General features: G+C 47.6%; 15 protein-coding genes and 1 pseudogene. 6 read left to right on the forward strand and 10 right to left on the reverse strand.

Features of this window, described 5'->3' with window-relative positions; genetic code table 11:
- Positions 1-229 precede the first annotated feature (229 nt).
- Positions 230-1,879: an AIPR family protein gene (locus KJA68_RS05435; RefSeq protein WP_213035922.1), complete on the forward strand. Its 1,650-nt coding sequence runs from the start codon at positions 230-232 to the stop codon at positions 1,877-1,879.
- A gap of 494 nt (positions 1,880-2,373) precedes the next feature.
- Here KJA68_RS05435 and KJA68_RS05440 read toward each other — a convergent pair whose 3' ends face one another.
- The 5 genes and pseudogenes from KJA68_RS05440 to KJA68_RS05455 all read right to left on the reverse strand — a co-directional run bounded on the left by KJA68_RS05440 (position 2,374) and on the right by KJA68_RS05455 (position 4,679).
- Entirely contained in the window at positions 2,374-2,724 is a 351-nt protein-coding gene (locus KJA68_RS05440) for a DUF4357 domain-containing protein (protein ID WP_213035923.1), read from the reverse strand.
- Positions 2,691-3,314 (reverse strand): GIY-YIG nuclease family protein, encoded by a 624-nt coding sequence (locus KJA68_RS05445; protein ID WP_213035924.1) that lies wholly within the window; start codon positions 3,312-3,314, stop codon positions 2,691-2,693. The genes KJA68_RS05440 and KJA68_RS05445 overlap by 34 nt, the downstream gene beginning before the upstream one ends.
- 39 nt (positions 3,315-3,353) lie before the next feature.
- Positions 3,354-3,585 (reverse strand): annotated as a pseudogene (locus tag KJA68_RS10845) (transposase); the annotation flags it as partial.
- A gap of 16 nt (positions 3,586-3,601) precedes the next feature.
- Positions 3,602-4,330, reverse strand: coding sequence for an LrgB family protein (locus KJA68_RS05450; RefSeq protein ID WP_246487079.1), 729 nt, complete (start codon positions 4,328-4,330; stop codon positions 3,602-3,604).
- On the reverse strand, positions 4,320-4,679 hold the full coding sequence (locus tag KJA68_RS05455) for a CidA/LrgA family protein (RefSeq protein ID WP_213035926.1): 360 nt from the start codon (positions 4,677-4,679) through the stop codon (positions 4,320-4,322). The genes KJA68_RS05450 and KJA68_RS05455 overlap by 11 nt, the downstream gene beginning before the upstream one ends.
- A 338-nt stretch (positions 4,680-5,017) precedes the next feature.
- Here KJA68_RS05455 and KJA68_RS05460 point away from each other — a divergent pair, with 338 nt between their 5' ends.
- Complete coding sequence (locus KJA68_RS05460) at positions 5,018-5,905, forward strand: ADP-polyphosphate phosphotransferase (protein WP_213035927.1); 888 nt, start codon at positions 5,018-5,020, stop codon at positions 5,903-5,905.
- 335 nt (positions 5,906-6,240) lie between these two features.
- Positions 6,241-6,474 carry a phage tail protein gene (locus tag KJA68_RS05465; RefSeq protein WP_213035928.1) on the forward strand — a complete coding sequence of 78 codons (234 nt, stop codon included), beginning with the start codon at positions 6,241-6,243 and terminating at the stop codon, positions 6,472-6,474.
- Between the two features lie 199 nt (positions 6,475-6,673).
- On the opposite strand, the gene KJA68_RS05470 is transcribed toward KJA68_RS05465, so the two are convergent.
- The 4 genes from KJA68_RS05470 to KJA68_RS05485 all read right to left on the reverse strand — a co-directional run bounded on the left by KJA68_RS05470 (position 6,674) and on the right by KJA68_RS05485 (position 10,522).
- Positions 6,674-7,882 carry an MFS transporter gene (locus KJA68_RS05470; RefSeq protein ID WP_246487080.1) on the reverse strand — a complete coding sequence of 403 codons (1,209 nt, stop codon included), beginning with the start codon at positions 7,880-7,882 and terminating at the stop codon, positions 6,674-6,676.
- Between the two features lie 12 nt (positions 7,883-7,894).
- Complete coding sequence (locus KJA68_RS05475) at positions 7,895-8,473, reverse strand: TMEM165/GDT1 family protein (RefSeq protein ID WP_213035929.1); 579 nt, start codon at positions 8,471-8,473, stop codon at positions 7,895-7,897.
- A gap of 523 nt (positions 8,474-8,996) precedes the next feature.
- Positions 8,997-9,959, reverse strand: coding sequence for a hypothetical protein (locus KJA68_RS05480; RefSeq protein ID WP_213035930.1), 963 nt, complete (start codon positions 9,957-9,959; stop codon positions 8,997-8,999).
- Positions 9,960-10,042: 83 nt separating this feature from the next.
- Entirely contained in the window at positions 10,043-10,522 is a 480-nt protein-coding gene (locus KJA68_RS05485; protein WP_213035931.1) for an outer membrane lipoprotein, read from the reverse strand.
- A gap of 798 nt (positions 10,523-11,320) precedes the next feature.
- Between KJA68_RS05485 and KJA68_RS10850 the strand changes: the two genes are divergently transcribed.
- A complete protein-coding gene (locus tag KJA68_RS10850; RefSeq protein ID WP_246487081.1) occupies positions 11,321-11,710 on the forward strand; it encodes a BON domain-containing protein in 390 nt (129 codons plus the stop codon).
- A gap of 33 nt (positions 11,711-11,743) precedes the next feature.
- The gene (locus tag KJA68_RS05495; RefSeq protein ID WP_213035932.1) at positions 11,744-12,031 is read left to right on the forward strand and encodes a sll1863 family stress response protein; all 288 of its coding nucleotides are present in this window, start codon (positions 11,744-11,746) and stop codon (positions 12,029-12,031) included.
- Between the two features lie 265 nt (positions 12,032-12,296).
- Here the strand turns inward: KJA68_RS05495 and KJA68_RS05500 are convergent, their stop codons facing one another.
- Positions 12,297-12,515, reverse strand: a complete 219-nt coding sequence (locus tag KJA68_RS05500) for a glycine zipper 2TM domain-containing protein (RefSeq protein ID WP_213035933.1) — start codon at positions 12,513-12,515, stop codon at positions 12,297-12,299.
- A gap of 1,000 nt (positions 12,516-13,515) precedes the next feature.
- Here KJA68_RS05500 and KJA68_RS05505 point away from each other — a divergent pair.
- Positions 13,516-13,740, forward strand: coding sequence for an HlyD family secretion protein (locus tag KJA68_RS05505; RefSeq protein ID WP_213035934.1), 225 nt, complete (start codon positions 13,516-13,518; stop codon positions 13,738-13,740).
- Positions 13,741-13,858 lie beyond the last annotated feature (118 nt).

Here is a 13,858-nt window from a genome sequence, read left to right on the forward strand (position 1 = left end):
ACGGCCAGGGAATGGCTGATCTAGCGAGACAATGTCCCGCCGGGCATGTCTGAATTACGAAATTTGTATCGAATCATGATATCGACTCGAAATTAGCGAAGTATTACGTGAAAAAATCAGAGGTTCCTTAATTAAAAAGCAAATTGCAACCGACTACTTCAATCAACATTTTTCCAATGACGGTCAGCGCTTTGTTGCTTGGTATCTTCGTAATGTACTTTTTCGTGATATGAACGAAACAAGGGATGACATCACCGATGGAGCTGGAGACAAACAGATTGATGCCATTATTATTGATGATGACAATTCACTGATTCGTATCATTCAAGGTAAGTTCATTCAAGGTGACGTCACTGATGCCGAACCGCTCCGTGAGGTGTTATCTTCATGGATACAAATAAAGGACTTGGCTCGACTACAAAACGTCGCTAACACCAAACTACAAAGAAAGCTATCTGAACTCGCCAATGCGCTGGATGAAGGCTACGAGGTATCGTTCGAACTAATTACCACTAGCGATTTGACGGAATCTGCACAGCATGATCTGGAAACTTTTCAAAATGCATTGGCAGAGTTAGGTGAAAATGACGGTCTTGATGCCACGATCCATGTAATCGATAACAGCGAACTTAAGCGGCGTTACGAATATGCAATTGAGTCAGATAATCCGAGCATCAATTACAAACTGAACCTAGCCGATAGCAAATTCATGTCCCATGAAATTGCCGGGACACGAGTTATTGTTGCAGTACTCCCATTAAAGGAATGCATTAAATTACCTGGTATTAATGATGGAACCCTTTTCCAGAAAAATGTTCGACAAAGCCTCGGATCAAGCAATGCAGTCAACAAAGGCATCAGAAATACTATTACAGGTGACAAACGATCTGATTTTTTCTTCTTCCACAATGGCGTTACAGCGTTGTGCAACAAGATGGAGCTCAATGACGACATACTTTCCTTGCATGGACTAAGTGTCGTTAACGGCTGCCAATCACTGAACACCATACTTTCATGCAGTGCAACGGTTAAAAAAGTCGATGATGCCTTCATTCTTATCAGATTCTACGAGATTCCGCAGAGAGACCGAGCCGATAAAATCTCAATCTTCACGAATTCTCAGAGCGCTGTAAAAGCGCGTGACTTAAGAAGCAACGATAAGCGTGTCTTGGCAATCAAAAAAGCTTATGAACTCAAATATCCTAACGGATATTTCATCACAAAGCGCGGAGAGACTGCGCCAGCAGACAGAGCTAAAGAACAGGTGATCGAGTTGTCAGGGCTTGCAAAAAATCTTGTGGCCTGGCATTCACAAAGACCCAACCTTTCATACGGTGAAACGAAAATATTCGACAAATATTTCGAAACGCTTTTCAGGAATAAAGACTATGCGCCGGAAGATGTATTGTCACTCAATTTGTGGATGATCCAGGTATACAAAACGTGGGGGGTGGAAAACCCCCTCAATTTGAATGAAACTCTTCTTGCGATGCGCGCTTATGCCCCATATCACCACTTATATGCGATAGCGATGTTTTTTTCCATCACCAACAATCAAGTGGAACGTGTACCAAACCCAGCCAAAGCCTACGAAGTTGCATTAAAATCAAATATGGTGGATGAAATTGTGAAGATCGCGGGCATTAGCCTCAACATGGCGCTAGACGCTGCGGCCAATGAACAGCAGCCTGCTAACAGAGTGTTTAGCCCTCAAAATTGGATCAAGTCAAAGACCTGTTTAGCAAATATCAATGGCGCAATTCGCACTTCTTTCGGCACGCTCTTGATGATGCCAGGCGGCGCTGAAATTAAGAAAAAATTGACTGATGCCACGTTGTTGAAAGCAGAAGACTTTGAATATCGTTGGTCCGCTGACTGAATTCAATAATAATAATGACTGTGTAATTCCTGTGTAATTGCGCCCGGAAAATTACACAAAACACTAGAATTTGGCAGAACCATAGTCGGTAAAAATAACCATATTTTTATCTAAAAATCATAATATTGGGAAAAATATAGAAGCCTCGATACAATCTAAACCAAATACTGTTAATCCGCAGGTCCCTGGTTCGAGTCCAGGTCGGGGAGCCAGATTCAAGCACTTAGGTCATCTTTCGGGATGGCCTTTTTGCATTCTCAATACCGGACTTTCAATACAAAATGAATCTCCAGCAAGGAAGGAGGAACCAGCGATTCGAAAGAAAGGCTCTATTCATTACATGAAGCCAACCCCGCAAGCTCAATCGTTCTGATAGTAGATAGAATGTACGGATGTGGTATTTTTATAATTATATTTTAATAGTTTATATTTCAATACTTCGAAACTTAAAATTACATATTATTACAAAAATAATCAATACAATTTAGTATTAATCAAAGAATTCTTTCTTGCTTGTTTCTTATAGCACGGAGCAAATCACCAAGATTATCTCCATTGGCAGCCACCCAATGGTCAGCATTTTGATTCTGCCCGGCAACAACAGAAGCGGCGGCAGAAGTAGACGCGAAATATTGGTCCTGACTAAATACAAATCTGACACCATCATCCTTCAGCACTTCAGATTCGATTAGCTCACGGCGTTTAGTCGCATATGAAGCGCAATGTATTTCAAAATGCGGTTTCGTCTTTAAGGATGCCTGGCTGCCTTGCTTTACAAGGACACCACCCTCAACCAATTCAATTGATGCTTCTAATGCTTCAGTGCCATGAAAGGAAAACAGCATATATTGCGGGGAAGTTGAGAATACAAATCGGCTCGTTTACCAGACTTGCGCACAGTCAATTGTTGCTGCACCTCTTCCTGAATTTCTTCTTCATACTCTTCAGTATGGTCATCGTCGAGCTGCCAGAAACCAAGTAACGGGAGCATTAACAAAATTTCTAGTAGAAAGTTCTCAGCTGTTGCTTGCTCTTCTTCACTTAAAGCAGGCGTAGTTGGCTTTTTTTCATTAATTAATTCACAAAGTTGGGCTTCATGAGCCAGAGCAATAAGTCTCGACTCCAGATGTTGCACATGCGCCTTATTAAGCCTTCCGCCTTCAGCAGTAAAAAATACAGCCTTTTTCCAAAACCCTTTATTCCTGGCATGATCCTCTAAACGGCTACCGACAGGGTCACCCTCGCCGATATAGAGTTTATTACCGCCTGCCAGCAAATACACGCCAGGCTGTTGATATTCTTTACGTCCCTTAACCTCTCCAATCAACTCACGAGGAAAAACGATCGCCTTTCCAGGCCAGTCATCACGAGATACAACCCGCATACCCTCTGGATCTCCGGATGGAACAAATATCTTTATAGAAAACGGTCTCAACGTTTAACTCCCTAACAATATTGACAAGTTAATCTTATCTCAATAATTGAATTCAAACGCCGATTCAATATGAAGTGCAACACCTAACTTGTACAATACCTGATTAGGTGTTTGGTACCCAAGTCGCTTTCTGGATCGGCTGTTCAATCTTTCCATTGCTGTATCCATCTCCTTCTGTGTGATCGTGGTGAAGTCCCGGTTTTTGGGGAAATACTGCCGAAATCAGTCCATTCGTATTCTCGTTCGTCCCTCGTTCCCATGAAGCGTAAGGATGACCTCAAAAAACTTCACAGCATAACCCGGAAGATTAGCGGCAGAACAATGGCGCTCACCACCCCATGCATGCCCATACCCAAACTGGCATAAGTACCCGCCACAGGATGCACGCTCAAGGCCCGCGAGGTGCCGATCCCATGGGCAGCGACTCCTAATGCAAAGCCTCTTTGCCACCAGGCGGTCACTCCGGCGGCATTCAAAACAAAACGGCCCAGAACAGCGCCCAGCACTCCTGTTGTTACCGCGAAAACGGCAGTCAATGTGGGAGAAGCCTGAATGCGCTCGGCAATGCCCATCGCGATCGGCGCTGTGACAGACTTGGCAACCATTCCCTGCATCAACGAGTCATCCGAGCCCATCAGGTGCAGAACGCCCACGGCGACAGCAATCGAGGTCAATCCTCCCGCAGTCATCGCCATGAGGAGGATTCCCATGCGTTCCTGCAGCGACGACAATCCCTTGTAGATGGGGATTGCCAGCGATACGGTTGCCGTGCCAAGCAGAAAGTGAACGAACTGCGCCCCTTCAAAGTATTTCTGGTACGGAATTTCTCCGACAGTCAACGTGCCGGCGATCAGTATCAACGCGATTAGCACCGGATTGGCTAGCGGGTGCTTGCCTGTCCGCTCATAAAGCGAAAGCCCGAACGAGTAAGCCGCCAAAGTCAACACCAGCGCAAACAACGGAGACCCTGCCAGGTAGACCCATATTTCATGAATGGGCGGCAAGTCAGGACGCATGCTCATCTCCCTGGCGATTTGCGTCAAAAAACTTCAGAACAATCGCTGTCACCCAGATGGTGGCTACAACACTTAAAATCAGGGCCATAGACACGGCCATCAGATGCTCCTGCAACAGGGGCAAGAACATCACCACCCCAACCGATGCGGGTATAAAGAGCAATCCCAAATGCTGAAGAATCGCACCGCCAACCAGATCGATTTTTTGTGGTACCGCTCCCCTCCACTTCAGGAACATCACCAGCAAGACCAAACCTGCTACCGGCCCTGGAATCAATGGAATCAGAAATTTGCTCATCAGCTCCCCAATCGCCTGGAAGATCAGCAACTGTAAAAAACCGTTAATCATGTGCCACTCCTTCGGTAGGTTGTCGCCTCCAGGCCGGCATCTGCGCTGATCCATCCCCAGCCTTGCATATCCGCACCACGCCTTCAGGCTGGAGCTCCCCCGGTTAACCAAGCAGATACCAATCTTTAGCAGGGTATCAAATCTGCTGCCGGGCGCAAAGATTTTTCTGCTTTTCCAGGCCTTCTTTCAAATAGGGATCTACCTGTTTGATTTAAATTTTATATTTTAAATTTATTGAAGATAAGCACTGAAAGTGGCAATATTGAGCGATATTTGACATTTCATTGCTACTTGCAGTGCAAGGAAATGCAACCTTGATGCCTGCTGAAAGGATATTAATGAAATTAAAATCAAAGGTTTTCCAGGTTCAGGAGGGAGCGGATGTAGATCTGAAAAAATGGCCGACACGAGTCGACCCATTTTATCAGTCGAAGAAGAATTACAGCCAGATGCTGGCAGAGCAGGTTGCGGAATTAAGCAAGTTGCAAGGTCTGCTCTATGCATCCAATCGATATTCCTTGTTGTTGATTTTTCAGGCCATGGATGCAGCCGGAAAAGATGGTGCCATCCGGAATGTGATGTCCGGCATCAATCCGCAGGGTTGTCAGGTGTTCAGCTTCAAGCACCCCAGTGCTACGGAACTTGAGCATGATTTTTTGTGGCGCACAATGCAATGCTTGCCCGAGCGTGGCCGTATCGGGATTTTCAACCGGTCCTATTATGAAGAGGTGTTGGTTGTCCGTGTTCATCCAGAAATTCTCCTCAAGCAGGGATTGCCAGAGGAACGGATCAACGAGAAAACCATCTGGCATGAACGGTATCGTTCCATCCTGGACATGGAGAATCATCTCTACCGCAATGGTACACAGATCATAAAATTTTTCTTGCATCTTTCCAAAGAAGAACAGGGAAAACGTTTTATTGAACGCATTGACGATCCGGAAAAAAACTGGAAATTCAGCGAGGCAGACATCGTTGAAAGAAAATTCTGGGGGCGGTATATGGAAGCCTATGAGGCGTGTCTCAGCGCAACGAGTACGAAACAAGCCCCGTGGTATGTAGTGCCAGCGGATGACAAGGAAAATGCGCGACTGATTGTCTCAGAGATCATACTCGACACATTTAAAACCCTTAAAATGAACTACCCTAAGGCAGATGCCAAACGCCAGAAGGATTTGCAGTTGATCCGGGATCAACTGGCGAAAGAAATGACCAATAGCAAATAAGTCCATGAATGGATCTCCAACGGGTAGCAGGCTTGCTTTCCGTGAGTGCGATGCAAAGGTTTCTGGATGGATTCAGTGGCATAGGGATTGGTAATTGTCATTGCAGTGTTCTATTTTAATTGTGCACTACTCATTTTTCACATTTGAATCCGGATGATATTCCAGGTCAATCTACAGGAATTTAAAAACCATCGAAAGATGGAGCAACTTCAGTACTCTATCGGTCTGCGCCGGCGGCAGCAGCCAGTATGATTTTTCCACTGAAATTAGCAATAACCCTATACCCGCTACTGCAAAAAAAAATTTACCTTTTTAACTACTGTCTGGAGAAAAACATGGAAGCTTATATTGGAACGATACAGCTCTTTGCTGGAACCTACGCACCCAAGGACTGGGCATTTTGTGATGGAAAATTGTTGAATATCCGGGGAAATGAGGTCATCTTTTCGATTATCGGCAACCAATACGGTGGCGATGGACACGCTACTTTCGCACTACCCAATTTGCCGAATGTGGGAGATACCCGTTATATTTTCTGCATGGCAGGAATCTATCCAGCACGGGAATAAGTCATCAGGCGCGATACGCTTCGACTATTGCACCACATATGCCCTAACCCCACGCACTATCTTTGCATCCGTAAACAAAGGAGCTTGGTCTCACGCTGAATGTGAGATCAAGTCTAGATGAGTGTTAACGAATGGCATGGGTCTATAGAATTGGATGCCAGCACACGATGAACCGGAAACCAGGCCGGACATACTGCTGTCAATCCTTCCTCATTAGTGCCATCAATGCAATGACGCAAAACACGGCGCCGGCATAGAAGGTGAACGAAGCGCCCAACTGATCCCAGAGCACCCCGGCTACAACGCTGGCGACCAACAGTGCAAACCCGCTGACAAGATTAAACAAGCCAAACGCGGTACCGCGCAGGTCCGCTGGAGCCGTATCGGCCACCATCGTCGCCAGCAGCCCTTGAGTCATGCCCATATGAATGCCCCACAGTGCCACGCCCGCGATCACCGCTGTCCAGTCGTCACTAGTGGCCAACACCAGATCGGCAGCGATCAGTACGGCAAGACCCCATGCCAGAAGCGTTTTGTGGCTCATGCGGTCAGACATCTTGCCAAATGGGTAAGCCGACGCTGCGTAGACCAGATTCATCGCGACCATTACCAACGGCACCAGCGCCAGGGGAATGCCGCCTTGCTCTGCACGCAGGACTAAAAATGCCTCACTAAAGCGTGCCAGTGTAAACACGGCCCCCACGCCGACCACCCACCAATACGAGGCATTGAGTCGCCTGATATTTTCACGTCGAATGGGATTGACCTTCTTTTCATCCTGATGCCGTTCAGGCTCACGTACACCAAACAGAAGTACTGCCACAGCCAGCAAGCCTGGGATCGCAGCAACCCAGAACACCGACCTGAAATCGTTGGCCCAAAGCAGCATCAGACCGACCGCCAGCAGAGGACCAAGGAATGCGCCCACCGTGTCTAAAGATTGCCGCAATCCAAATGCCGCTCCGCGAATTTTGGCCGGAGAAATGTCAGCGATCAGCGCATCGCGCGGTGCACCACGAATTCCTTTACCTACACGATCCAGCAAACGGGCAGTCAGCACGATGCCCATGGTCGGTGCAATGGCAAACAGCGGTTTGGTCAACGCCCCCAGAGAGTAACCAAGCACAGCCAGTCCCTTGCGTTTGCCAAGATAGTCGCTCAGGACACCGGAAAACACCTTGACGATAAGTGCAGTCGCCTCGGCCATGCCCTCAATCAGACCGACGGTTAGGGCGCTGGCTCCCAATACCCCCACCATGAAAAGCGGTAAAAGACTGTGGATCATCTCCGAAGAAATGTCCATCAACATGCTGACGAAACCGAGTGCCCATACCCCGGCTGGAATTTTGCTGAGCGCTTTGGAGGTTTTGGTCATGGCTGGGCCGCGATTGGATTTGCCGTCTAGCATAATCCCGTCATATCAGAAACCGAGTTTCGAGCCCGCACCAAGCAGAGTCGCGGTTCCCATCAGCGCAAAGATCGCAGCAGCGATGGAGTGTACCAGCCGCATCGGTATTCTGTTTGCCAGTTTATCCCCCACAAATACGGCAGGCACGTCAGCAATCAGCATACCCAGTGTCGTGCCAGTCACAACCAGCAGCGGCGAAGTATAGTGGACAGCCATTGCGACAGTGGCAATCTGCGTCTTATCGCCCATCTCGGCCAGAAAGAAGGTGATCAGCGTCGCGCCGAAAACCCCGAATCGCCTGGCGACCCGGGTTTCCTCCTCCTCGATTTTATCTGGAATCATCGTCCAGATCGCCATGCCGAGGAACGACAAGCCAAGCACCCAACGCAGAACCTCGGGGCTGACAGCGCTTGTGATCCATGCCCCAAGGGCACCCGCAAGGCCGTGATTCACAATGGTCGCCACCAGGATGCCCAGGATGATCGGGACAGGCTTCTTGAAGCGGGCAGCAAGGATGAATGCTAAAAGCTGGGTTTTGTCGCCGATTTCAGCAAGGGCAACGACTCCGGTCGAGATGAGAAGTGGTTCCATAATCTTTCCAAGGCCGGATCACATACGATCTACGATCGGCCAACACATATCCCTAGTAGAATCAGAAGCGTGATGATTACAGGTCTTGCCAGACAAGGGAACTGATCAGGCCATTCTCCTGCGTCAGGCAAACGGCACGTTCACGTAGTTCCAAAAGAAAATGGACTGCATGGTTCATGGCTCCATCTTCTCATATCATGGTGTCACCACCAAACCCTAGCAATTTAAAAAAATGGCTGGCCCAAATTCCGGGCCAGCCTGCATTTTCTGAAGACAGAATAAATATTTAATTATCAAGGCCGTTTAATCATATCGATTGCCGCAGAATTGAAACCGTTTGTGCTGAATGTGTAAGTTGTAGATTCCGGGTCCTTCCTTAACATCGTATAGGTGAGCTCTTCCAGCGTACTCGCTGTACCGTCGGCGTACATCTGGCAGCTTGTATTCGTTGGGGTAATCCGCCCCTCTGATGCAATGCCGCAGCCATTGGCAAACAACTTCGTATTATCAATAGGCAGATCGTTTATTTCTTCATTTGCAAGCCAACCATACCTTGGGCAACCAACATCTGCAATCGCGTGTCCCGGCGTCCGGGTCCACTGGCACGGGCCGGGAACACCCAGATAGTCGGTACACTGAGCAGGAACCCCGCTCGAATCCAGGATGAAGTAGTCCACCACAAGCTGTCCACCGACGTCCTTGAATACTTGCTTGAACGTATACCAACCTGATCCAGAGAGGCACATTGGCTCCTTGCCTGGGTTGTAGTAGTCCCCACCGGAACGGAACGAATTGTAGCCCGCCGCAATGATCCAGCCTGAAGCGCTATAAGAATTCGTGGGATCGAATTGTGAAGGATGTTTAGGAGCAGTCCTACGCTGAATACATAATCCTGCAGGAACGAGGCATCTGGTCTGCTGACCCCTACCGTCCAATTAAAGCGCGAACCCTCACAATTAATCCCGTTTGGATCTGTGTCGCAGGCAGGATTTAAAACAGGTGGATCAGAAAGAGGGGTACAAGGCCCGAACACCCCGCAATCCTGATGACGACCAGCATAATTCTGGTCCAGATAAATATCTACCTGGGTCGTGTAACCACCAGGAGGAAACGGGTGGGCAGGATATGGGTCTGCAGGGGACGGTTTGATGCCAAAATAGGTAAACGGCCCCGTGCAAAGCAGCGCATCCCCTCCTGGAACGGATTCGAGTATGCAGCTGCCTGTTGCTGGATCACCCGAGGCAGAAACGGCGGATGTAACACGGCCAAAGTAGCTTCCCGTGGCCGCGTTGACCGGGCCATCCCCATACTGGCTGGTTGTGCCGCTGTTATAGGAAAGGCTCTGGTCTCCAGACGGAACGCGGCCCACATTCGCATCATCTCGCGGAAACCAGCCAGACGTATCGGTCTCGAAACCCTGGATGAATGCCGGAGGAGGATCCGCACTATAAGCGGCTACCGGGTTGAATACAATCAGAAAAAACACCAATAACCTGAATTATGTTATACGGTTTCATGTGACTTTCCTTGAACGAAGGCAACAGGGAATTTCGAAATGCCCGGAACTGATTACTGGCGATAGACAGTGTTGTTCTCAATGCGAACCCGGTCACCGACGCGCAAATCGCCTACGGTAGCCTGCGTCACGGTCTGATCTTGCCCGTTGTCAAGCCGCACCCGAATACGATATCCATCCTGGCCTTGCTTCCTGCTCTTTTCTATCTGGTGGCCCGCCATTGCACCCCCTACAACACCGGCCACAGTCGCGATGTCCTGTCCGGTTCCGCTGCCTACCTGATGTCCAAGAACGCCGCCCACGACGCCACCAATAACGGCACCTGTGCCTACACCGGTACCGGCGATGCCGTCGATTTCCTGGGTTGTCCTTTCGATTGCGTCAATCTTGCCGTAAGTTATTCCGGATACCGTCGAGGCCTGGGTTGATGCCGGGGATGAGGATGGGAACAGTGAGCCACCCGTATTCCCGCAGCCGCTGGTCAGGGCTGCCATTCCGATAAAAATTGCGATGACTGTTCGTGATGTTTTCATGATTCCTCCTGGTTTAATGGTTGAAAGCTAATCGTAACAAACATAACTGTCTGTGCGCTGTCGCACTTTATTTATCTGGGATCATAATTAGGCATCAGCAGTGGCACCCTGAATATTCTTCATATTATTTCGTTTAAAGTTTTTATTCAAATATTTTGTTATGTGCGATAACGCACAGAGCATTATGAATATATGAGCAATTATGCGTATAAACTGCAATCGGCATCGGATTGATCAGATTTTAATAGGGTCTGCTGAAATTTTGAAGACACATGCAGCTGTCCCATCGTTGCTATCGTACCCGACTTAAAAAGGCATTGTTAAATTTAATCATGATGTTGTATACACTTAATGAGTATTTACCATGAACATAGCCATTCAGCGTTTTACCACTTTTTTTGTACATGGGTGCTAGTTTCTTTCCTTGGTTACACATCCACCCGAACTCAAGCAGAAACTGGAAAATATATTGAAGATACGGTTATTACTGGCAAAGTAAGTTATTTTTGCTGTGCTTTATAACCAGCGCTAACTGGCGAATCAGCTGGAATGATTTACCAGATTTGTCGAGAAGTCATGTAAAACTAACCGAGGAACAGGTTCGCGAATCCAGCTCACTTAATACCCAACTATTTGGTTGTCATCTTTTGGACAAACCAAATGGGATGGCTGATCGAATGCCCTGGTTAAGAGTTTCTTGGGCTGAGCTGGCTCACTTCGTTATGGCAGGCCGTTTGTGTGTTTGTTTGTGTGTTGATTTATTTTGGAAAATGAAGATCTTCATGAAAGGAAACTAAAATGAATATTGTTAAGAATTTAAAATTAATCAGTGTTTCGACATTACTGGCATTGGGACTCATCGCATGCGAAAAGCCGGGGCCTGCAGAGAGCGTCGGTAAAAAAATAGACACGGTAACTGATGAAGCCGGAGAAAAAATGGGGGAAACCACCGAAAAAATCGCCGCCGCCGTCAATGATGCCGAAATCACGGCCAAAGTCAAAGCAGCCATTTTTGCCGAGCCCGGGCTAAAAACGCTGCAAATCAGTGTTGATACCGACAAGGGCGTAGTGACACTGAGCGGATCAGTCGATTCTGAGCAAAATAGCGATCGGGCTGAATCCCTGGCTGGCGCAGTGGCTGGTGTAAAGGATATTGAAAATCGCCTGGTGCTAAAACCAGCCAAATGAAAACAATTGATTACTGACCAGATTGGAAAAAAAATGGAACTTCAAGATGCATATAAGAAAAAATTGGCTGCCCAACTGAAAGAATGGGGTGCCCAGATTGATTTACTGGAAGCCAAGATGGAAAACGTCGGAGCCGACATTAAGGTGAAGCACGCCAGGGAAATCCAGGAATTGCGAGCCAAACAACGCGCAGCATCTGAAAAAATGGAAGAACTGGCAAATGCCGGGGGCGAAGCATGGGAGCAGGTTAAAGGAAAAGCTGAAACAATCTGGGATGACCTGAAAACCGGCATAGCTAGCGCTCATGAAAAACTCAAGTGAGATATTTTGACAAAAATGACGCTGCCACTTAATCTGCAAGTGCAGAAGCGTTCCGCGGTCTATTCTAATCTAAATATTGATAAGACAGGTTTTGGCTAAACAAGCACCGGTTAAAGCCAGGAGAGGTTGAATCCGCCCTGCCATTTTAAAGGCCGAAAATAACGAGAAGAGTTCACTGGTTACATGTAATCCCCATCCAACCTGCTCCCGGTATGGGGAAAACCCATACGGGAGAGATTGATCAAATCTGAACTTTCAGAACTGGTTATTTTTTTCCGACCTCATGGCCAACAACACCACCGACTACTGCTCCACCCACCGTGCCGATAGCGCTGCCCCCGGTCAGGACGGCGCCGCCCGCTGCGCCAACACCAGCGCCGATCACGGTACTCTTATCCTGCTTGGACATCCCGGAGCACCCAGCCAGACCAAACAGCAGGGTAACTGCCGCAACATTTACTGCTATTTTTTGTATCGTACTCATTTTTAACATCCTCTTTATAGTTTAACCTCTACCGCCATGAAAAATTCCACCTGACTTATCTTTACCCTTATTTTTTTGTTTCGTTTACTCAACCGCTCATGATGGAACCTGGAAATGTATCAGGATTTTTTTACGTCGGAAACGGATAGACGCTTGTACCCGCACCCATCCCCTATTTTTTTATGAACCTAATTTTGCTCAGGTAAACTTGCGCCCCACTGCTCTTTAGATATTACCCTGGAACTGTTTCCAATGAGCTTCGACACGATCCCAGTTCATTGGAGCCTCCCCCTGTGAATTAACTCATGAGTTTTCCCGTTTGAGCTGAATGATGGCATGGCAGACTGCCCCTACGGAATGCACAGTATTGCGACTGACTTGTTGCGCCTGTGCGCTAGCGCACAAACCAAACCCTATAAAAACAGGATTTGCATGAGCCAGGAAATAATTCCACCAAAGGATACGCTGCAACTCCATCTTTCCATGGCAAAAATTCGGATCTGCACCTGCTAATAACCTAACCTTATGCTGAGTATTGTACATTAGAAAACACCGAAATCTGCTAAAAGGAAATACTGGGTTGACCTTGCCTCATTATAGATATGATCATTGGATATTTTAAACTTTGGAGTTGTCCCGCTTGACTGGACACATTCATGTTCTATAGTGTTCCATGAAAATGGATTTACATGGGTCAAAACAAGGCTACCTGCGCGCCGGAATTTCATCAGCAGATGATTGGATTGGTGAAGTCAGGCATGAAACATTGGGTGCGAACTTATTGATCGTCGTTCATGGAAGTTAATAACAGGAAAACGCCATGCTGCCTTTGCATGGATTGAATCTTGGCATAATCCGCATTGACGGCACGGCAGCATCAGCCAACAATTTCATAACCACTTGAAAGAATAATCAAAAATAAAAAATCCTTGCACCAAACGTAAGATTTCATACCCTGCTGAAGTTCCTTAAACCGTCCGGATAAGCGGGGTTACTCCACATGAAAAAGAAAACCCAACTCCTTGTTTCCGCTCTTCTTGTCCTGGCTGTCGCTAGCGGCGGAGCGTTTTGGTATAGCCACCGACCCGTTACGGACGGCGTACTTACCCTCTACGGCAACATTGACTTTCGCCAGGCATCAGTTCCGTTCAACGGAAATGACCGGATCGCCGAGATCCTGGTTGAAGAAGGAGCGCTGGTTAAAAGGGGGCAACTGCTGGCCTGAATCGCCCCGGGTTTTGAGGAGGCTCTAATTCTTGAGAGAATAGAGCCATGAATAAATCAAACAAATACTCCCCTGAAGTAAAAGAACGCGCAGTCCGCATGGTGCAGGAACATCGCAG

Origin of the sequence: Candidatus Nitrotoga fabula (assembly GCF_905221025.1) — a bacterium.
In the GTDB taxonomy this organism is placed as follows: domain Bacteria; phylum Pseudomonadota; class Gammaproteobacteria; order Burkholderiales; family Gallionellaceae; genus Nitrotoga; species Nitrotoga fabula.

What these genes read in the sequence shown, in the direction of transcription:
- KJA68_RS05435 (WP_213035922.1), top strand. Translation starts at nt 230, where the DNA reads ATGAACGAAACAAGGGATGACATCACCGATGGAGCTGGAGACAAACAG.
- KJA68_RS05440 (WP_213035923.1), bottom strand. Translation starts at nt 2,724, where the DNA reads ATGCTGTTTTCCTTTCATGGCACTGAAGCATTAGAAGCATCAATTGAA.
- KJA68_RS05450 (WP_246487079.1), bottom strand. Translation starts at nt 4,330, where the DNA reads ATGCGTCCTGACTTGCCGCCCATTCATGAAATATGGGTCTACCTGGCA.
- KJA68_RS05455 (WP_213035926.1), bottom strand. Translation starts at nt 4,679, where the DNA reads ATGATTAACGGTTTTTTACAGTTGCTGATCTTCCAGGCGATTGGGGAG.
- KJA68_RS05460 (WP_213035927.1), top strand. Translation starts at nt 5,018, where the DNA reads ATGAAATTAAAATCAAAGGTTTTCCAGGTTCAGGAGGGAGCGGATGTA.
- KJA68_RS05465 (WP_213035928.1), top strand. Translation starts at nt 6,241, where the DNA reads ATGGAAGCTTATATTGGAACGATACAGCTCTTTGCTGGAACCTACGCA.
- KJA68_RS05470 (WP_246487080.1), bottom strand. Translation starts at nt 7,882, where the DNA reads ATGCTAGACGGCAAATCCAATCGCGGCCCAGCCATGACCAAAACCTCC.
- KJA68_RS05475 (WP_213035929.1), bottom strand. Translation starts at nt 8,473, where the DNA reads ATGGAACCACTTCTCATCTCGACCGGAGTCGTTGCCCTTGCTGAAATC.
- KJA68_RS05485 (WP_213035931.1), bottom strand. Translation starts at nt 10,522, where the DNA reads ATGAAAACATCACGAACAGTCATCGCAATTTTTATCGGAATGGCAGCC.
- KJA68_RS10850 (WP_246487081.1), top strand. Translation starts at nt 11,321, where the DNA reads ATGAATATTGTTAAGAATTTAAAATTAATCAGTGTTTCGACATTACTG.
- KJA68_RS05495 (WP_213035932.1), top strand. Translation starts at nt 11,744, where the DNA reads ATGGAACTTCAAGATGCATATAAGAAAAAATTGGCTGCCCAACTGAAA.
- KJA68_RS05500 (WP_213035933.1), bottom strand. Translation starts at nt 12,515, where the DNA reads ATGAGTACGATACAAAAAATAGCAGTAAATGTTGCGGCAGTTACCCTG.
- KJA68_RS05505 (WP_213035934.1), top strand. Translation starts at nt 13,516, where the DNA reads ATGAAAAAGAAAACCCAACTCCTTGTTTCCGCTCTTCTTGTCCTGGCT.